Here is an 18685-nt window from a genome sequence, read left to right as displayed (position 1 = left end):
CTCGCGCTCCCCTTCTGTTACTGCGCCGGGGCCGTTGCCGGCGGCGCTTCGTTGGTCACCCGCAAGATCCCCCACAGCCCCGAGAGGTTGCCGTAGGCGGCGTAGTCGCGGAACAGGTAGTCACCCGCCACCGCGTTGGCCCCGCCGGCACTCGGCAGCATGAAGCTGAAGTGCGCCGCTGGCAGCACGCTTTCCTGGGCACCGATGTACATGGCCATGGGGTTGTAGCCGAAGCGCACCGAACCGATGCCCGGCAGGCTCATCGGGTAGCCATCCACATCATTCTTCTCGGCCTGGTAGTTGTGCAGCGGCCAGACGTGGCCGTCCAGCTGGTACACCATGCCGCGGCTGCCGCCACTGGGCATCACGATATGGTTGCGCACGGGCTGGCCAGGCTTGGCGTACAGCACTGGGGTTTGCGGGTCGCTACCGACCAGGGCGTTGGCATAGGCCATGTGGGCGTTGGGCACATCGCCAAAGCCAAGGCCGTTGGCGCGGCCAAATGGCGAGTCCGGCGCCATGCCGAAGCGCAGCCACAACGGCTCGGTCTTGTAGTTGACAGCCATGTTGCCGTTGTCCTGCGGGTCACCGGCGGCGCCGTTGCCTTCGGTGTTGATGCCTTCTACCGGGCGGCCGTCGGCCCAGCGCATGTTCAAGGCCCGCTGCCAGACCGTGACGAAGTCGCGGTAGTCCGGCTGCCCGCTGACCTTCACCGTGGCCTGGGTACGGGTAGCGCCATCCTCGGTCCAGGTGGCGGTTTGCGGCAGGATGCTCATGGCACCCACCAGGCCTTTCTGCGGCTGCTTGATGAAGTCCGACGGGGTCAGGTTAAGGCCGCCAAACTCGATCGCGGTGGTGTTGATGTTGTCTACCGTGCGGCCGAGTTGCGACACAGGCTTGCCTTCACGCTCCAGGTGCCCGGCGTAGTACTGGTACACCTTGGTCGGGTAGGCGCCGCTGGTGCCGGCCCGTGGCGGCACGGTCTGCACCGGGTTCAGGCCGACGTTGGCACCATCGGACTTGGTGATGTCGTAGGCCAGCAGTTGCGCATGCAGGCCAACATGGCTGGACGGCCGCATCAGGTTGTTGGCAAAGGCAGTGGAGCCTTCGCTGCCGAAGCGGTCACGCTTGACCACGTTGTGCATCACTGCAGTACTCGGCAGGTCCGGCATGACCAGTGGCAGGCGGTTCTCCAGGGTGACGCTGATGCAGTCGCCCGCGTTGGCGCGCAGCACCAGCGGCTCTACCGGTACACCCGCCTTGAGCTTGCCGGTGGTAGCGTCCAGGTCGGCCTTGCGCACATACAGGATCGCGGTCGGGTCGTGCAGCGGCGCGCTGTGGCCGCCGATGGTGAAGGGTTCCCCATCTTCGGGGTCTACCCCACTCACCAGCGGAATGGCAGTTTTGCGGCTGTTGAACACCAGGGTGCCGCCGTTGGCCTTGAGTACACCGCCGACATGCTGGCCGATACCGGCTGGGTCGTTGATGCTGACGCCGTTGCGGTTCTCGAGGATGTCGTTGGCCAGTGCCGCAACAATCTCGTAGTTGCGCTTGACCGTGGTGCGGGTGCCGATGCCGTTGGGGTTGGCCGTGGTTTTCGGGCAGATGCCGTCAAAGTTCACGGTGTTGCGCATGGCCACCGGCTGCGGGTTGTTGGTCAGCGGGAACAGGTCGGCACGCTGCGTGGTGTAGTTGCGCATGATGCCCCAGATACCGTTCCAGTAGCCTTCCAGGGCGGCGTCCAGCGAGTACAGGTAGTCGCCGTTGGTAGCGGCTGAGCTGGAGATCATCGACACCGGCGCCATGAAGCCCAGCTGCTCGGAAATACCGATCATCTGCGACGACTTCCAGCCCGAGTTGGAGCTGTTGCCGTAGCCGGTCCCGTTCTGCAGCCACTTCACGCCATGCAGGGTTACGTTGTGCTCTTCTTCATGGCCACCGGCATGCATGCGCAGGCGCACGTTGTCACCGGAGTAGGTACGCAGCATTGGCGTGAACGGGTCACCCGGCTCGCCGCCGGCCTGGTTGATGTGCGGCGGGAACAGCGTTGTGCCACCGGTTGGGCCGACTGCCGAGGTGATCGCCGACGGTGCCAGGTTCATCGCCGGAATGGCGCGGTCGGTGCGGGTTTGCAGCGCATAGCTGAGGTCGCCGGCGAGGCCGTCGGCCTGCATGCCGCGCTTGCCGTCGGGGCCGACCTTGTTCGGGTCGTAGACACGCAGGGCCAGTGGTTCGTTACGGTAGTTGACGACGAACATGCCCGGGTCATCCACCGAGATCGCCTGCGGACATGGCCGGCTGGGGCAGCCCGGGTTGATACCGCCGCGCTCTTCGACAATGGCTTCCAGCAAGTTCGACGCCTTGCCACGCACCGGTGGGTTGATGGCGTAGCGGAAGCTGTCGGCAGTGGCCGGGTAAGACTGTGCATTGGGGATGCCATCCGGCCCTGCTCCCACGTACACGCCGGCTTCATAGGCATGCTGGAAGTCGCTGTACTCCAGGAAAAACTCACGGTAGCTGTCGTTTTTGCCATCGCCATCGTGGTCGCCGGTCTGGATCACCGCCTGCCACGAGGTCGGCCCGCCGTCCTGCCGCGTGCCCGGGTTGTACAACTGTTCGCCGGTTTCGGCGTGGTACCAGGTAGAGCCGGCAGGTTCGGCCAGTACGGTGGCATACAAGCCAAGCTGCTGGTGCGTCGATGGGCCGAGGTGGTCGTGGGTAAAGATGGTGCCCAGGCCACGGTCCACGTTGTACACGTTCACCAGCGGGTCGGCGAACCAGCGTTGCATGGCCGTGCGTGCGCCCAGCCAGTCGGCCCGGCCAAAGCGGCCAAAGTACGGGTGCTGCTTGGCTTTCGGGCAGGCGGCAGTGCCGTCACGGGTATCACCTTCGGTGCAGCCATTGAAGGCACGAATGGCCTGCACGCGCTCTACCACGCTGCCGGGCGAGAGAATGCCGTCTTCGTAGTTCCAGCCGTTGGCCGAGCCGTCGGCGGCAGTCAGGTCCCACTTGGGCAGGTGAATATGCTGGCCGATCACGTCGGTCGGGGTGCGCACCTGGTAGTCGTCCATTTCATAGACGTTGGGGATCAGGTTGGTGTGCTGGTACATGGTGCAGTCGAAGGTGTTCATGCGCATCACCAGCGGCTCTGGCGGGCGCTGCTTGGTGATCACCGGCCAGGCATCTTCCCACAGGGCGATGATGCGCGCTTGCGGGAAGTGGTAGCCGACCTTGTTGTACACCGCGTCGAACTGAATGTTGGCGCCTTTGTAGATGCGCGGGCGGTCGGCGGTAAAGGTAGAGGCGCCACGGAAGTTCATGCCGGTCAGGCTTTCGCCGCTGACAAACTCGCCCACACCCGAAGACTGGGTCAGGCGCTTGCCACGGTCATCCATGCACGGCTCGTAGAACGGCGCGCCGGCCGTTGGCAAGGCGCCGTTGGTGCGGAACGCCTTGGCCACCGGCTGGCTGCCAGGGATCAGCGCATAGCTGGGGTGCTCGGCCATGGCGTGGAACTGCATGGCCGCCTGCTCGACATCAGTGCCCTCTTCTGGCAGGTAGATGGGCTTGGCTTTGTGCACCACCTTGGTGAAGTCCAGCTTGGTGGTCACCGTTTCAGCTTCGCCGCCGGCGGATACACCGTCTAGCGCGTGGCGGCCAAGGCCACCGTCCCAGCCATCGACCTGGTTTGCGTCCAGGTTGGCCCACAGCGCTTTGCCGCTGTCTTTCAGCTGCCGGGCCAAGGCGGGGTCGAGCATGTCCAGCGGCGGGGTGGGTGGGCGGTTGCCGACGCTGCTTTCCATGCCACCGATCCAGAACGGGTAGCCTGGGTTTTTCAGGGTGCCGTCGGCGTTACGGTTGGCTTCGGTGCGATCGACCAGGGCCAGGGAGCCGATAGCCTTGCGCACGGGGGCCTGGTTGGCGTGGTCGTCATCGCCCTCTTCTTCATCATCGTCGTCGTGATCGTCGTCATTGGCGGCAACGAGCGCTTCGGAAAGTTTCGGCACTACCACAACCTTGCCTGGCATCGGGGCCATGGCCTTGCCGGGCAGCGGCACGATGGCCGGGATAGGCGTGCCAGCGACGATTTCGCCATCGGGCAGCGCCCGGGCGCCTACCGCTGGCTTGCCGCTACGCAGGGCGAACGGCGTACTGTGGAAACCATTCTCGCCCTGCCCGCTGACCTCCAGGCGGGTGCCTTCCTCAAACACGTCGTGTACCCGCCACATGGCCCACATGCCTTGGGCAAAGTGCGGGTAGAAGTGGCAGTGGTAGATCGCATCGCCGGCCACCCGGTTGCGGTTGCCAGAGCCACCGTTGGCGATTTCGTAGGTGTAGCCGACGCCAGCGCCGATACCCTGAGCATCAATGTAGTCGGAGTTGTCGTCATTGGGGTTGAACAGCCACTGGTGGCCATGCAGGTGGAAAATGTGCTGCTCGTGGCCGTTGTGGGTATTGCGGAACTTGGTGAAGTCGCCGATGTAGCTGTGGTGCACGTTGGCCGGCTCGGCCGGGTACAGGGCCATGCTGGCCTTGACCCCGACAGCGCTGGCCGGTGGAACTTCGCCGGGGCGAATGTGCTCGAGGCCGACGTTGGCCGGCACATCCACCAAGGTACCGACGTCGCCCACGGTATGGGCGCTGAGGAAGAACTCTTCATAGGCACACGACAGGCAATCGTGCATCGGGCCCACGCCCAGGCGGTTGGCGACCACTTCAGCGCCCATGCCACCGGAGCCATAGTTGATCATGAACGCGTCGCGGGTCGGTTCCAGCACATGGCCCATGACCGGGTCGGCCCAGTAGCCGGGGAAGGCTTGGGTGCCGGCAACTTCGTCTGCGAACTGCGAAGCGAAGTCGCGGAACGCTTCAAGCCGGTTGGGCAGTGCCGGGTTGCGCTTGCCCAGGCTTTCCAGCGGGTAGGTGGACTTGGGGAAGCTGCCGTCCGGGTTGGGCCCCATGACGATGGCGTCGGTTTCGCTGTTGATGATCTCGTTGCCGTTGACCATGGCAATGATCGGCTTGCCGGCCTTGCCTTCGGCGAGCCAGGGTTGAGCTTGCGGATAGCGGGCTTCGTAGTCGATCACCGGCTGGCCGGTGGCGGTACGGCCGGTGGTGGCCAGGCGCATTTCTTCTTCGGTAAGGGTATTGCGGTAGGTGCGGCCCAGTTTTGGCACCACCACCACCTGGCCGAACAAGCCGTTTGCAACGTTGCCAGCAGCGCCTTCGCCGCCGAAGGTGGCGGCCTTGCTGGTGGCGGCGAATGCACCTTCACGCTCGGCGTACAGGGTGTAGCTGCGGGTGCTGCCAGGGCTGACGAAGAAATTGCCGTTACGCCCGGTGTAGGCAGAAATATCGGCGATGCTGTTGACCGCCTGCATGCCGTTGACCTGGAAACCGACCATGCGCTCGGCGACCTGTTCATCGGCAACGAAGCCTTCGGCGGCGTGGTTTTCCAGTTCCTCCCCTTCAGGCCCCTCGGCTTCGATGCCATGCTTGTTAGGGTTGGCGCGATAGTCGAGCAGGTTGGTCAGGTTGACGGTAAGGCATTCACCGGCGGCTACCCGCAGCACAATCGGCCGCGGGCGCTTGTCCGGGCGCAGGGTGACCTTGCCCGGCACGGCGGCCCCACCCATGCTGAGGGGGACGTTCTTGTCGTCTACCACATCCTCGCGCAGGGCGAACATCATGCCGTTGGCGTTTTGCGCGCCAAGGCGGTTGAACATCAGTGGCTGGTCCAGCGCCACCACGTTGGCGACCAGGGTGCGCTGGCACTGCACGGCCGCCTCGCTGGTCGACTCCCAGCCCAGCAGGGCCAGAACGAGTGATGACAGGATGGGGCCTTTGCGTGGCGTGGGCATGCTACACCTCCGGGGCACAGGAACTCTGTGGGGAGCTGGAGCAAGGTGTATGCCAGGTATGAATTGTGTTTTATATCAATTGGTTACGCTGACAAGCGAAACAGATTGGGGAGCAATCCCCAGTGGTATTCCCCGAATTGGGGGTGGGGTTTTAGGTGTTCGGCATCGCATTTTTTGCGCCTGTGAAATCGAGCGCCGCGCGGGCGGCGCTCGATTTCACAGGCGCAAAAAATGGGGTGCCGAACACATGGCTGCCCTGATCCAATTCCCTGCCCTACGCCCCACAAGATGGCACCGGCTACGCCGGTGTTCGCGGCTAAAGCCGCTCCTACGGGGATCTGGGCAGGGCCTTAGGGTTTGCATTTGCTGTCAGCCAACCAGGCCCCGTACACAGAAATACAGAACCGACGGCCCCATCAGGCAGCCCAACCCGGTATGGAAGGTAGCCGTCAGCGCCCCATACGGCACCAGCCGCCGGTCCGTCGCGGCCAACCCGGCCGTCACCCCCGACACCGTGCCCGCCAACCCGCCGAACACCATCGCCGATCGTGGGTTGTCCAGCGCCAGCAGCCGCGCCGACACCGGGGTGAACACCATCACCAGGATCGCCTTGATCAGCCCGGTGGCAATCGACAGGGCCATCACATCCGAGCTGGCACCCAACGCCGCCCCGGTCACCGGCCCGACGATATAGGTCACCGCACCCGCACCGATGGTGGTCATGCTCACTGCATCGCGGTAACCAAAGGCATACGCCACCGCCGCACCGACAATGAACGGCAGCACCGTGCCCAGCAGCAGCGCCACCGCGCCGATCATGCCGGCCCGGCGCGCTTCGGTGGCCTGCACCTCGAACGCCGTGGCGACGATGGCGAAGTCGCGTAGCATGGCCCCGCCCATCAGGCCGATACCGGAGAACAGCGCCATGTCGGCCAGGCCCTTCTGGCCACCGGTAAGGGTCCCGCCAACCCAGGCCAGCACCAGGCCGATGACGATGGCGATGGCCGAGCCGTGCACGCGGCCGAAGGTCAGGTACTTCGACAGCAGCACCGACAGCCACATGATCCCGCCGACCACCGCAAACGCAGTGATCAGGCCGTTGTGTTCCAGGGCATTGTCAATAAGTGGCCACATGTTCAACGACCTCCTGCAGGGGCAACCTGCGCATTGGCTTGCGGGGTGGGTTCAAGGGCAGGCAAAGGCTCGCCGCGATGGCTGCGGCTGATCAGGGCGATGGTGACACCGCACACCAGCACCGCGCCTATCGCCGCCAGCAGCGCTACCGGCCCACCGTGCAGGGCGGTGACCACGTTCTGCTGCGCGGCCATGGCCACCACCACCGGGATGTACATGGCCCCCCAGAACCCGACGCCGAATTCGCATTCCTTGCTCATGCCGCCGTTGCGGTGCATGTAAAGGCGTGCGCAGATCAGCAGGATCATGGCAATGCCCACCCCGCCCACATTGGATTTGACGCCCAGCAGCACGCCCAGGAAGTCGCCGACGATAACGCCGGCAAGCGTGCAGACCGCCAGCAGTGCCACACCATAGATGATCATTGTTGTTGTCCTCGGGTAGTGTCGAAGTTGCTTGTTGTTGTTCTTGTAAACACACACTTGTGCCGTCGCTACAGACCTGTAGGAGCGGCCTTGTGTCGCGATAGGGCTGCGCAGCGGCCCCAAGATTTCAGCTTCGCTGCTCAGAATGCCGGGGCCGCTTTGCGGCCCTATCGCGACGCAAGGCCGCTCCTACAATGACCGCGTAATCCTGCTAGTCGGAAGCAGTTGGCATCATCGGCTCTGGGCCACCTCCTGGCGCAGCAGCGCATCCAGGCTGTCCCAGCGGGTACTTTCCACCGCCACCACCCTGCCCTGTTCGAACACCGGCCGGGCCAGGCCACAGAGCACGCTGCCCGGCGGCATTTCCAGGTGCAGGCGCACCCCGCGTTCATAGGCGTTGCGCAACGTCGCACGCCAATCCACCACCCGCGCCATGTTGCCGGCTAGGTCGTCACGCAGGCGCTGGGGGTCGAAGATCGGCCGCGCGCTGCTGCCACTGAGGTACGTGATGCTGGGCCGTTGCAGTTCGACCGTGGCGAACGCACTGGCCAACTCCGCTGCCGGGCCATCGAGTAACGGGCAATGCGACGGCACGCTGACCGCCAGCCGCCGTGCTACACCGCGGCCCAGGCTGCGCGCCCTGGCCGCGACTGCAGCCATCGCCGCATCGCTACCAGCAATGACAATCTGGTTGTCGCTGTTGAGGTTGGCGACATACACCTCGCCGCCCACCTCGCCCAGCAAGCGCTCGACACTGGCCAGGTCCAGGCCGCTGAGTGCAGTCATGCCATAGCCTTGCGGCCAGGCGCGCTGCATCAGCTCGCCACGCAGGGCCACCAGGCGCACCGCGTCGGCGAAACCCAGGGCGCCAGCCACGACCGCAGCCGGGTAGGCCCCGATCGACAAGCCCGCCACGTAGTCCGGCGCGGGGCTGCGCTGCATCAGCCAGCGCGCCCAGGCCACGCCGCTCAGCAGCAGGCACAGCTGCACGGCGCGGGTAGATTGCAAGGCTTGCTGGCTGTCCAGCGCCGAGGCTTGTTGGCCGACAACATCACTCGCCTCTTCCAGCAACTGCGCACTTCCCTGCGGCAGACACTGCAGCATGCCGGCCTGCTGGGCGCCTTGACCGGGGAAGGCGAACAGGCTGCTCATGCCGCACGCGCCAAGGCTGCCCACGGGTCGCCGACCAGGCGCGGCCCATGGGCCGACTTGAGCAGCACCCGGCGCGCGAAACCGGCCCACTCACGCAAAGCGACCGCACCTTCCGGGGTTTCCAGCTGCACGTCGATACGGCATGGCGCACAGTCGAGGATATCCAGCAGCTCCCGCGCTTGTGCACGGTCCAGCGGTTGTGGTGTGCGCAGCAGCAGGTCCAGGTCGCTGCCGGCGTGGAGCACTTCGATGCCGGTAGCAGTCTGGTAGCCCACACCCCCCGTCGGCCCCCAGGCCAGGCCGCTGCCATTCAACACTGGAGTAACCGAGGCCAAGGCTTGCAGTGCAGGCCACGGGCTTTGGGTTTGCCAGCGCAGCGTTTCGGGGGCTTGCTGTCGCTGGATATCGGCGGCCCGCATGAAGGCACCCAGGCGCTGCGCCCGGCCTTGGCCACGCACGCCCACCGCCACCCAGCCGGCCTCGCACATGGCACGGCGCACCACTACCGGCTGGCCGCTGGCCAATACGTCCCGCGCCCACTGTGGCGCCTCGGCAGGCAAGCCCGACACCGGCATCCCCCACAGCAGGTCGTGCGGCCGTGGCGCGTTCATCTCAAGCCCCCTGCCACTGGCGGCGCAGCTGTTCACGCACTTGCCGCGAGGCACTACGGTGTTCACCGGCCAACCGCGACGAGAGGTCTGTCGAGCTGCCGATATCACGTACGGCGTCGGCCAGGCAGGCACGTACCTGGGCGACGTCAGCGCTGCTTGGCGCCTCGGCATTGCCTACCGTCAGCCGGCGCCACAGCAACCCCAGCGAGGCATAGCTGGCCAGGTCGTAGGCCATTGGCGGTACTTCGGCGGCCAGGGCTTCCAGTTGTTCGACACTGCGCAGGGTGATCCGCGCTGCTGCCGCCTTGCCCATGGCGTGCACCATCACCCCGGCATCGTCCAGGGCTATCAGCCGCTGAGCCTGGTAGCCATGGGCCAGGAAGGCGCCGGACATGGCCTTGCCGACCAGCAGGCCGACCACCGGGTGCCCAGCCAGGCGTGCCCGGGCATAAGCCTGCACGGCGCCGGCCAAGGCCTGATGAATCCCCAAGGCTTCCTCGCGACGACCATAAGCCTGGCTGGGCACATCGATGACCGCGACAATCGCACGCTTCTGGCCCTCGCGGTCAGCCTCTACCGCGTCATTCACAGCCTTGGCCAGCCCCCAGCCTTCCAGCAGGCCGACTTCCCCCGAACGCGCCCGAGGGAACGGGTTGTCGGCATCCGGTACCACGGCAATGAAGCGCGCCAGGCGGTTGTCCAGTTCGCCGTCGATGACCTGCAACGATGCTGGGTAGCCCGGCAAGGCTCGCCCGCCGGCCAGGCCTGTCAGCCAGTTCAAGGCACGGTTCATTTGGCTTCTCCTTGGTAAAGGCCACGCACGGCGGCGGCGTCCAGTTGCGGGCAATCAGCCCCCAGCCGGGCCAGGCGTTCGAGGAACCAGGCGTGCTGGCTGGCGCGCTCCGTGGAAGGCGTGTCGAGCAGTTGCAACAGGCGTTCGCGCAGGGCATCGATGTCGTCGGCCACATAGCTATCGACCAGCCCGCTGGCATGGCGCTGTTCGCCGCCGCTCAGGCTCCAGATAAAGGGGCGGTCCTTGGCGTCGTACTCGGCAATACCGGCTTCCTGTTCGATCACTTGGGGCCCGTTCAGGCCCAGGCGCGCTTCACGGGTGACCAGCAGGTGGCTGCACAGCCCTGCGGCGATGGACATGCCACCAAAGCAACCGACCGAACCGGCAATCAGCCCGATCACCGGCTGCCAGCTGCGCAGCTCGACAATCGCCGCCTGGATTTCAGCAATCGCCGCCAGGCCCAGGTTGGCCTCCTGTAAACGCACCCCACCGGTTTCCAGCAGCAACACCGCACACGTGGGGATGCCGTTGCGGTTGTCTTCAATGGCCAGTTCCAGGGCGCCGGCAATTTTGGCGCCGCCCACTTCGCCCATGCTGCCACCCTGAAAACCGCCTTCAATGGCGGCGACCACGGCGTTGCGCCCGTTCAGCAGGCCCTTGGCGATGACCACGCCATCATCGGCCTGGGGCACGATGCCCTGGCGTGGCAGCCACGGCGACATCAGGCGGTCGAAGGGGCCGAGCAGTTCGTGGAAGCTGCCCGGGTCGAGCACGGCGCGGGCGCGCTGGCGCGCGCCCAGTTCGACAAAACTGCGGCTGCGCAGCAAGCGTGCGGTATCAGTCATGGGCGATCTCCTCGAAGCCTTGCTCCAGGCGCAGGCGCACCACGCCAGGGGTGGCGCCGAAGTCATGGATGTCAATGTTCACAGCCGGCCAGGCACGGCCTTCGAACAGGCGCTGGAACAGTTGTGCCCAGCGCGCACCACTGCCGTTGACCGAGGTCACCACCTGGATTTGCAGGCTACCGGCAGTGCCGGGTTCGATCAGCACTTCGAGGTCGCCGGAGCTGACACAGCCCACCAGCGTGCGGCCGCGCCCCGGCTCGGCGGCGGGGAAATTGAAGGTCAGGGTTTCCATGTCACAGGCTCCCGGCTTTGTCGAGGAACAGGCAGGCGGCCAGCAGATCGGCGGCGCCGCCCGGTGAGGCGTTCAGGTGCAGCAGTTGCTGGTCGAGCGCGCGCAAGTGCCGGCGCCCGGCCAGGCTGGCGCTGCCGCCTGCAGCGAGTACGGCGCGCGCGCCTTGCTGTACGGTGGCCAAGCCGGCTGGGCCGCTACGCCAAAGCACGCAGGTGTCGCTGAGCACGGCCATGATTGCCAGCAAGGCGTCGAGCCGCGCATGTGGCTCGCTGGCGCCAGCGGCGCGGCTGCGCAGCAGTTGTGGCAGGCCGTGATTGATGACCGCTGGGAAGCCTTGTTGCGCCTGTTCGCGGGCACCGCTGGTGCCATAGCGCTGGCGCACCGCCTGGCCATGGCTGTGCTGCTGCGGCATGGCCGGGTCGTCGAACAGGGCGATACGCCCGGCGCGGGCGGCCAGGGTGCCGGCGTCAACATTGGGGTCGAGGGCCTTGGCAGCTACCAGCAGGCCCAGGGCCCAGATTGCACCACGGTGGGTGTTGATGCCGTGGGTGGCGCCGAGCATTGCGGTTTCGCCTTCGCGGCCGAGCTGGCCCAATGTGGCGCGCAGCGGTTGGTTGATGGTGCCGATGGCCTGGGCGGCTTCGGCCATGTTGCGCAGGCAGGGCCATAGGGCCAGGGCCGAGGCGTGCATCAGGGCCAAGGACATGTCGGGGTGGGCGCCGTTGCTGCGGCGGTCGACCAGCCCGGGTTTGGGGGACAGGTCGGCTTCGTCGATCAGGGCTTCTATGGCAAGGTCGGCGAGGTGGTCTGGCAGTTGGATTTGGGTTGTCTGGGCTGGCCTCTTCGCGGGTGAACCCGCTCCTACAAAGGCCGCGCCGGTTTCTAGGGTGGTGGGGGGCCTGTGGGAGTAGGCGTGCCCGCGAAGAGGCCCGTGCGGTTGCAAGTCGAGTGCTTTCATCACCAGCTCCTGAACCGTGCAGGCGGGTTGTACAGGCCGCCGGACCATTCGACCAGGTCGGCAATGCTGCGCGCGGCCAGCAGCTCGCGGCTGGCGTCGGTGCGGCGGATGCCGAGGTCTTCGGGCAAGGCCACCAGACCCTGTTGACGCAGGCGCACGGTGTCTTTGGGGTCGTGGCGCAGGCCGATGGCGGTGACCCCGGCCACGGCGGCGATCATCTGCTGGCGCTCTTCCAGGCTGCGCGCCTTGTACAGGTAGGCAATGCCTTCTTCGGTCAGCAGGTGGGTAACATCGTCGCCGTAGATCATCACCGGTGCCAGCGGCATGCCGGCCTTTTTCGCCACTTCCACGGCATCAAGGGTTTCCACGAAGGTCGGCTTGCCGCCTTCCTGGTAGGTCTCGACCATCTGCACCACCAGCTTGCGGCCGCGTTCAAGCAGGGTTTCCGGCACGGTCATGTCCAGCCAGGCCGGGGTCGCATGGCGCCGGCCACGCGGGTCGTGGCCCATGTTCGGCGCTCCGCCAAAGCCGGCCAGGCGGCCACGGGTCACGGTCGAGGAGTGGCCATCGCCATCTACCTGCAAGGTCGCACCAATGAACAGGTCGACAGCGTACTGTCCGGCCAACTGGCACATCATGCGGTTCGAGCGCAGCGAGCCGTCGCGGCCGGTGAAGAACACGTCCGGGCGCTGGGCGATATAGTCCTCCATGCCCAGCTCGGTACCAAAGCAATGCACGCTCTGGACCCAGCCAGTCTCGATGGCCGGGATCAGCGTCGGGTGCGGGTTGAGCGTCCAGTTGCGGCAGATCTTGCCTTTCAAGCCCAGCGATTCGCCGTAGGTGGGCAGGATCAGCTCGATGGCCGCAGTATTGAAGCCAATGCCATGGTTCAGCGACTGCACCTGATGTTTTTCGTAAATGCCGCGAATGGCCATCATCGCCATCAGTACATGCACCGGCTTGATATGGCGCGGGTCGCGGGTGAACAGCGGTTCTATATAGAAGGGTTGGTCGGCGACCACCACGAAATCCACCCACGACGCCGGAATATCGACCCGTGGCAGGTCGTCGACGTGGTCCACCAACTGGTTGACCTGGGCAATGACGATGCCGTCGCTGAACGCGGCCGGCTCCACCAGGGCCGGGGTGTCCTCGGTGCTGGGGCCGGTGAACAGGTTGCCGTCGCGGTCGGCCATGAAGCCGGCCACCAGGGTGACGTTGGGGATCAGGTCGACCAGCAGCCGCGAATACAGCTCGATATAGGTATGGATGGCGCCGACTTCGAGCAGGCCGTCTTCCAGCAGCTGGCCGATGCGCAGGCTTTGCGGGCCGGCGAAGGAGAAGTCGAGCTTGCGGGCGATGCCGCGTTCGAACAGGTCCAGGTGCTCGGCGCGGCTGACGCTGGGCATGATCATGTGCAGGTCGTGCAAGCGTCCAGGGTCGACCTTGGCCAGCGAACGCGAGAGGAAGTCGGCCTGCTTCTGGTTGTTGCCTTCAAGCACCACGCGGTCGCCTGGGGCCAGCAACAGCTCCAGGGCTTCGACGATACGCTCGGTAGGCAGCACCACGCCATCGGCGAGGTGGCGGACCCGGTCAAGGCGGCGCTGCTTTTCTGCACGCCGCCGCGACCATTGCGGCGGTGGATTCTGCGTTGTTGTCATGGGTGACTCCACGGGTTCGCTGTCGTGGGAGTTACCTTAGGGCGGGGGTGGTTGGGGTATCAATCAAGCTCGATCGCGAATCGTTACGATCAGGTTAAAGATTGTGGCGCCTATCAGATCGAGCGCCGCCCGCGCGGCGCTTCGCGGGGCAAGCCCGCTCCCACATCTGTTTCGGGCCAATTATTCCTGTGGCATTGGCGCGCGGCCCCTTGGCGCCTTCCTCAATATCGAGTCGGCCAAACAAGGCGGCCAAAGGTGACCTCACAGGAGGTACTGGCCCGAAACAGATGTGGGAGCGGGCTTGCCCCGCGAAGCGCCGCGCGGGCGGCGCTCGATCTCAGCAACACCACAAAACCCAAGCCAAACTCTACAATGCTCAAACAGGACCGGACAAAAATGCAGAATCCCCCTGCAGAATTGTCGATTGTGCAAGGCAAATTCGCATGACAGGATCCTGCGATCCACCAGCGAACTCCAGACTTCACTTGGAAAATCAATAACAAAGCAGGGAGAACGCAATGACTGCGCACGCTCACCCCTCGGCAACCGACCACGTATTGGCCGAGGTTCGCAACCAGGTCGCCCACCTGACCCTGAACCGCCCCGCTGGCCTCAATGCCCTGACCCTGGACATGGTCCGCAGCCTGCGCCAGCACCTGGACCAGTGGGCCGAAGACCCACACGTGCGCGCGGTAGTGTTGCGCGGCGAAGGCCCCAAGGGCTTTTGTGCCGGCGGCGATATCCGCTCGCTGCACGACAGCTTCAAGGCCGGCGACACGCTGCACGAAACCTTCTTCGTCGAGGAATACGCCCTCGACCTGGTCATCCACCGCTACCGTAAGCCGGTGCTGGTGCTGATGGACGGCTTCACCCTCGGTGGCGGCATGGGCCTGGCCCAAGGCTGCGATTTGCGCGTGGTAACCGAACGCAGCCGGCTGGGCATGCCCGAAGTCGGCATCGGCTACTTCCCGGACGTGGGCGGCAGCTATTTCCTGTCGCGCCTCCCGGGCGAGCTGGGCATCTACCTGGGTGTCAGCGGCGCGCAGATCCAGGCGGCCGACGCCTTGTACTGCGGCCTGGCCGACTGGTACCTGGCCAGCGAGCAGATCACGGCTCTGGACCAAGGCCTCGACCAACTGGCGTTCGGCGACAACCCGCTGAAAGACCTGCAAAACCTGCTGGCCAAGCTCGGCACCCAGGTACTGGGCGACGCACCGCTGGAAAAACTGCGCCCGGTCATCGACCACTTCTTTGCCCTGCCTGACCTGCCGGCCATCGTTGAGCAACTGCGCGCGGTGAACATTGGCGACAGCCATGCCTGGGCCGTTGCCACCGCCGACCAGCTGGAAAGCCGCTCGCCGCTGGCCATGGCGGTTACCCTGGAGATGCTGCGCCGCGGGCGCCAGCTGGGCCTGGACGACTGCTTTGCCATGGAGCTGCACCTGGACCGCCAGTGGTTCCGGCATGGCGATATCATCGAGGGCGTGCGTGCGCTGATCATCGACAAGGACAAGCAACCGCGCTGGAACCCGCCGACCTTGGCTGCACTGCAGCGCCAGCGGGTCGAGCAATTCTTCGAAGGCCTGTGAGCCCGGGAGTACACAGATGCAAGACCTGGAACTGAGCGAAGAACAGATCATGATCCGCGACATGGCCCGGGACTTTGCCCGTGGCGAGATCGCCCCGCATGCCCAGGCCTGGGAAAAGGCCGGCTGGATCGATGACGGCGTGGTGCGCAAAATGGGCGAACTGGGCCTGCTGGGCATGGTGGTGCCGGAGGACTTCGGCGGCAGCTACACCGACTACGTTGCCTACGCCCTGGCGGTGGAAGAAATCGCCGCTGGTTGCGGTGCCACCGGGGCGATGATGAGCATCCACAACTCGGTGGGCTGTGGCCCGCTGCTGGCCTACGGCACTGCCGAGCAACAGCAGCAGTGGCTGCCGCGCCTGGCCACGGGCGAAGTGATTGGCTGCTTCTGCCTGACCGAGCCGCAGGCCGGCTCCGAGGCACACAACCTGCGCACCCGTGCCGAGCGGGTGGAAGGGCACTGGGTGATCAATGGCGCCAAACAGTTTGTCAGCAATGCCCGGCGTGCCGGTTTGGCCATCGTGTTCGCGGTGACCGACCCGGAGCTGGGCAAAAAAGGCCTGTCGGCGTTCCTGGTGCCCACCGACAACCCGGGCTTCAAGGTTGACCGCAGCGAGCACAAGATGGGCATCCGCGCGTCCGACACCTGCGCGGTCACCTTCGACAACTGCCGCATTCCGGCCGCCAACATGCTCGGCGAGCGTGGCAAGGGCCTTGCGATCGCCTTGTCCAACCTTGAAGGCGGCCGTATCGGCATTGCTGCCCAGGCGTTGGGCATTGCCCGCGCCGCGTTCGAAGCGGCGCTGGTCTACTCGCGTGACCGCGTGCAGTTTGGCAAGCCGATCAACGAACACCAGAGCATCGCCAACCTGTTGGCCGATATGCAGGTGCAGGTGAATGCTGCACGTTTGCTGATCCTGCATGCTGCGCGCCTGCGCAGCGCCGGCAAGCCGTGCCTGTCAGAGGCGTCACAGGCCAAGCTGTTCGCCTCGGAAATGGCCGAGCGGGTGTGCTCGATGGCGATCCAGGTGCACGGCGGCTATGGCTACCTGGAGGATTACCCGGTGGAGCGCTATTACCGCGATGCGCGGATTACCCAGATTTATGAAGGGTCGAGCGAGATCCAGCGCATGCTGATTGCGCGGGAGTTGAGGCACTATCCGCTGTAAACACAATCTCGCCGAGAATGCGGCCCTTGTGGGAGCGGGTTCACCCGCGAACACCGGCGAAGCCGGTGCCATCCACCGTGTCGCATTCTTCGCGGGTAAACCCGCTCCCACAGGGTTGGGTGAGATGCTTGCGAAAGCGTCACTCGCCTATCGCCAATACCGCACATCATCCACCACCCTGGCATGCCCCTCGAACAACGCCGGCAGTTGCTCCTTGAGGTAGTCGATCCAGGTACGCACCTTGGCATCCAGGTAATGCCGGGACGGGTACATCGCGTACAGCGCACTCTCCCTCAACCGGTACGGCGCCAACAACCGGCACAAGCGCCCCTGCCCGATCGCCTCGCTGGCGGTATAGAACGGCAGCAGGCCAATGCCCATGCCCAGCTCGCTGGCCACCAGCATGGCGTCGGCAACATTGGTCGAAAAGCTGTCGTTCGGCGCAATCACGCACTGGTCAACCCCTTGCGGGAATACCCAGTCGCCTTCATACATGGGGTAAGCCATGCGCAGGCAGCGGTGGTTGTGCAAGTCTTCGGGGCGCTCGGGTATACCGTGGGCTTCCAGATAAGCGGGCGCTGCGCAGGGAATGCTGAAAATGTTACCCAGCGGCACCGCGATCAACTGCGAATCCGGCAGCGCGCCGTCGACGGTAATCACCACATCATGCCCTTCAGCCAGCGGGTCGGGGTTGCGCTGCGACAGGGTCAGTTCGATCACCACGTCCGGAAACAGCGCGTTATAACCCGCTACCAGCGGCATCAGTAACAGCCCCAGGCCGTGCGGGCAGTGTAAACGCAGGTGGCCACGTGGGGTCAGGTGTGCGCCTCGGGCTTCGCCTACCGCCTCTTCGGTCAACAGCATGATCTGCCGCGCCCGCTCAAGAAACCGCTCGCCCGCCTCGCTCATGCGCAAGCGCCGTGTGGTGCGGTGCAGCAAGCGGGTCTGCAGCTGGTTTTCCAGCTCCGCAACGATGCGCGACACCTGCGCCGCAGAAATATCCAGGGCGTTGGCGGCCGCAGCGAAGCTGCCACATTCCACCACACGGGCGAAGGTACGCATGGCATGCAGCATGTCCATGAAGGTGTGCTCCTTGTTCGGTCTTATTCTTGCGTTACTCGCAGGAATCTATCACGAAATAGCCCCTTTATTGTGCATGACCAATGAATACATCATTAGTCATACATTGAAAAAAGGAGCCTGCCATGAAACGTTCGATCGCTGTCCTTGCCGTTGCCGCTGCCCTTGCTTCGTGGGGTGCTTTTGCCGATACCGGTAGCAACCAGGCGGTCAGCAGCAGCAACTACGAATACGGCATGCCGCTGGATGTGGCCAAAGTCATCTCCATCACCCCGGCCAGCAACGCCGCCGACTGCCAGGTGGGCACCGCACACATGGTGTACGTCGACCACCAGGGCCAGAAGCGCGAAGTCGCTTACCGGGAAATGGGCAACTGCTCGCAACAGTAAGTCAGCCCAGTACCTGGGTGATCCAGCCCACCTGCTGGTTGAAGTCGTCAATCTTTGCCTGAGGCACAGCGTCCCGGGCCCGCTGGAAATTGGCCAAGGTCTGTTGCTTCTGCCGCAGCATGCGCCGCCATTTGACCAGGAACGCCTGGCTTTTTTCCTGCATTAGCACCGGGCCAAAGTACAGCTGTTCAGCGGTGTACACCGCCACGCCCGGCTCGGCAACGATGATTTCGTAGTCGAAGCGGTTTTCCCGCAGCAATTCTTCACTGACGATCCGGTAGCCATTGCCCGCCAGCCACTGGCGCAAATCGCGCTCGGCGCCATTGGGCTGGAGCACCAGGCGCATAACGCCGGCCAGGCGCTGCTTGCCGGCCTCCAGGATCTCGCACATGGTTTCGCCGCCCATGCCGCACAGGCTCACCACCGAGATACGGTCGTGCGGCTCGACCGCTGCCAGCCCATCGGCCAGGCGCACGGTGACGCGGTCCTCCAGCCCGTTCCTGCGCACAGTGCGCTGGGCCGAAGCGAACGGCGTCTGCGCCACCTCACCTGCCACCCCGGCCTCAATTACGCCGCGTAACATCAAGGCCACCGGCAGAAAGCCATGGTCCGAGCCAATGTCGGCCAGGCGCGCGCCCTGTGGCACATGGGCGGCCACGCGCTCCAGGCGCCTGGACAAAGTCTGTTCGTTCAACGTAAACCCCTGGTTTTGCAATCGGCCGCGATT

Annotated in this window: 15 protein-coding genes; 3 read left to right on the top strand and 12 right to left on the bottom strand. The window is 65.0% G+C overall.

Annotated features, from left to right (window positions below; translation table 11 throughout):
* Nucleotides 1–17 precede the first annotated feature (17 nt).
* The 10 genes from mnxG to mdcA form a co-directional block, all read right to left on the bottom strand.
* Nucleotides 18–5861, bottom strand: a complete 5844-nt coding sequence (gene mnxG, locus ACIP02_RS16355) for a manganese-oxidizing multicopper oxidase MnxG (RefSeq protein ID WP_400617913.1) — start codon at nt 5859–5861, stop codon at nt 18–20.
* A 369-nt stretch (nt 5862–6230) separates the two neighbouring features.
* Complete coding sequence (gene madM / locus ACIP02_RS16350) at nt 6231–6995, bottom strand: malonate transporter subunit MadM (RefSeq protein ID WP_400617911.1); 765 nt, start codon at nt 6993–6995, stop codon at nt 6231–6233.
* A 2-nt stretch (nt 6996–6997) separates the two neighbouring features.
* Nucleotides 6998–7420, bottom strand: a complete 423-nt coding sequence (madL, locus tag ACIP02_RS16345; RefSeq protein WP_400617909.1) for a malonate transporter subunit MadL — start codon at nt 7418–7420, stop codon at nt 6998–7000.
* Between the two features lie 231 nt (nt 7421–7651).
* Nucleotides 7652–8572: a malonate decarboxylase subunit epsilon gene (gene mdcH / locus ACIP02_RS16340; RefSeq protein WP_400617907.1), complete on the bottom strand. Its 921-nt coding sequence runs from the start codon at nt 8570–8572 to the stop codon at nt 7652–7654.
* Nucleotides 8569–9183 (bottom strand): malonate decarboxylase holo-ACP synthase, encoded by a 615-nt coding sequence (locus ACIP02_RS16335; protein WP_400617906.1) that lies wholly within the window; start codon nt 9181–9183, stop codon nt 8569–8571. The genes mdcH and ACIP02_RS16335 overlap by 4 nt, the downstream gene beginning before the upstream one ends.
* A gap of 1 nt (nt 9184) precedes the next feature.
* Nucleotides 9185–9976, bottom strand: coding sequence for a biotin-independent malonate decarboxylase subunit gamma (gene mdcE / locus ACIP02_RS16330; protein ID WP_400617904.1), 792 nt, complete (start codon nt 9974–9976; stop codon nt 9185–9187).
* Nucleotides 9973–10821 (bottom strand): biotin-independent malonate decarboxylase subunit beta, encoded by an 849-nt coding sequence (locus tag ACIP02_RS16325; RefSeq protein ID WP_400617902.1) that lies wholly within the window; start codon nt 10819–10821, stop codon nt 9973–9975. Before ACIP02_RS16325 ends, mdcE begins: the two co-directional genes overlap by 4 nt.
* Nucleotides 10814–11113 carry a malonate decarboxylase subunit delta gene (locus ACIP02_RS16320; RefSeq protein WP_400617900.1) on the bottom strand — a complete coding sequence of 100 codons (300 nt, stop codon included), beginning with the start codon at nt 11111–11113 and terminating at the stop codon, nt 10814–10816. The genes ACIP02_RS16325 and ACIP02_RS16320 overlap by 8 nt, the downstream gene beginning before the upstream one ends.
* Nucleotide 11114: 1 nt before the next feature.
* Nucleotides 11115–12071: a triphosphoribosyl-dephospho-CoA synthase gene (locus tag ACIP02_RS16315; protein ID WP_400617898.1), complete on the bottom strand. Its 957-nt coding sequence runs from the start codon at nt 12069–12071 to the stop codon at nt 11115–11117.
* The gene (gene mdcA / locus ACIP02_RS16310; RefSeq protein ID WP_201199927.1) at nt 12071–13732 is read right to left on the bottom strand and encodes a malonate decarboxylase subunit alpha; all 1662 of its coding nucleotides are present in this window, start codon (nt 13730–13732) and stop codon (nt 12071–12073) included. The genes ACIP02_RS16315 and mdcA overlap by 1 nt, the downstream gene beginning before the upstream one ends.
* Nucleotides 13733–14250: 518 nt before the next feature.
* Here mdcA and ACIP02_RS16305 point away from each other — a divergent pair.
* On the top strand, nt 14251–15321 hold the full coding sequence (locus ACIP02_RS16305) for an enoyl-CoA hydratase/isomerase family protein (protein ID WP_400617896.1): 1071 nt from the start codon (nt 14251–14253) through the stop codon (nt 15319–15321).
* 16 nt (nt 15322–15337) lie between these two features.
* Entirely contained in the window at nt 15338–16489 is a 1152-nt protein-coding gene (locus ACIP02_RS16300) for an acyl-CoA dehydrogenase family protein (RefSeq protein WP_400617894.1), read from the top strand.
* 147 nt (nt 16490–16636) lie between these two features.
* Here the strand turns inward: ACIP02_RS16300 and ACIP02_RS16295 are convergent, their stop codons facing one another.
* Nucleotides 16637–17569 carry a LysR family transcriptional regulator gene (locus tag ACIP02_RS16295; protein ID WP_400617892.1) on the bottom strand — a complete coding sequence of 311 codons (933 nt, stop codon included), beginning with the start codon at nt 17567–17569 and terminating at the stop codon, nt 16637–16639.
* Nucleotides 17570–17694: 125 nt separating this feature from the next.
* Between ACIP02_RS16295 and ACIP02_RS16290 the strand changes: the two genes are divergently transcribed.
* Nucleotides 17695–17958, top strand: coding sequence for a DUF2790 domain-containing protein (locus ACIP02_RS16290; RefSeq protein ID WP_400617890.1), 264 nt, complete (start codon nt 17695–17697; stop codon nt 17956–17958).
* A 1-nt stretch (nt 17959) separates the two neighbouring features.
* On the opposite strand, the gene ACIP02_RS16285 is transcribed toward ACIP02_RS16290, so the two are convergent.
* Nucleotides 17960–18652, bottom strand: coding sequence for a tRNA (adenine(22)-N(1))-methyltransferase (locus ACIP02_RS16285; protein ID WP_400617888.1), 693 nt, complete (start codon nt 18650–18652; stop codon nt 17960–17962).
* Nucleotides 18653–18685 lie beyond the last annotated feature (33 nt).

Origin of the sequence: Pseudomonas sp. NPDC089408 (genome assembly GCF_044749445.1) — a bacterium.
Lineage (GTDB): Bacteria > Pseudomonadota > Gammaproteobacteria > Pseudomonadales > Pseudomonadaceae > Aquipseudomonas.
Note: the sequence above shows the minus strand (reverse complement) of the source record. Positions and strands in the feature narration are given on the sequence as shown.

Excerpts from the sequence above, each read along its gene's own strand:
- mdcA (WP_201199927.1), bottom strand. The coding sequence starts at position 13,732 with ATGACAACAACGCAGAATCCACCGCCGCAATGGTCGCGGCGGCGTGCA.
- ACIP02_RS16325 (WP_400617902.1), bottom strand. The coding sequence starts at position 10,821 with ATGACTGATACCGCACGCTTGCTGCGCAGCCGCAGTTTTGTCGAACTG.
- mnxG (WP_400617913.1), bottom strand. The coding sequence starts at position 5,861 with ATGCCCACGCCACGCAAAGGCCCCATCCTGTCATCACTCGTTCTGGCC.
- ACIP02_RS16320 (WP_400617900.1), bottom strand. The coding sequence starts at position 11,113 with ATGGAAACCCTGACCTTCAATTTCCCCGCCGCCGAGCCGGGGCGCGGC.
- ACIP02_RS16305 (WP_400617896.1), top strand. The coding sequence starts at position 14,251 with ATGACTGCGCACGCTCACCCCTCGGCAACCGACCACGTATTGGCCGAG.
- ACIP02_RS16290 (WP_400617890.1), top strand. The coding sequence starts at position 17,695 with ATGAAACGTTCGATCGCTGTCCTTGCCGTTGCCGCTGCCCTTGCTTCG.
- ACIP02_RS16300 (WP_400617894.1), top strand. The coding sequence starts at position 15,338 with ATGCAAGACCTGGAACTGAGCGAAGAACAGATCATGATCCGCGACATG.
- ACIP02_RS16335 (WP_400617906.1), bottom strand. The coding sequence starts at position 9,183 with ATGAACGCGCCACGGCCGCACGACCTGCTGTGGGGGATGCCGGTGTCG.
- ACIP02_RS16295 (WP_400617892.1), bottom strand. The coding sequence starts at position 17,569 with ATGGACATGCTGCATGCCATGCGTACCTTCGCCCGTGTGGTGGAATGT.
- madL (WP_400617909.1), bottom strand. The coding sequence starts at position 7,420 with ATGATCATCTATGGTGTGGCACTGCTGGCGGTCTGCACGCTTGCCGGC.
- madM (WP_400617911.1), bottom strand. The coding sequence starts at position 6,995 with ATGTGGCCACTTATTGACAATGCCCTGGAACACAACGGCCTGATCACT.
- mdcH (WP_400617907.1), bottom strand. The coding sequence starts at position 8,572 with ATGAGCAGCCTGTTCGCCTTCCCCGGTCAAGGCGCCCAGCAGGCCGGC.
- ACIP02_RS16315 (WP_400617898.1), bottom strand. The coding sequence starts at position 12,071 with ATGAAAGCACTCGACTTGCAACCGCACGGGCCTCTTCGCGGGCACGCC.
- mdcE (WP_400617904.1), bottom strand. The coding sequence starts at position 9,976 with ATGAACCGTGCCTTGAACTGGCTGACAGGCCTGGCCGGCGGGCGAGCC.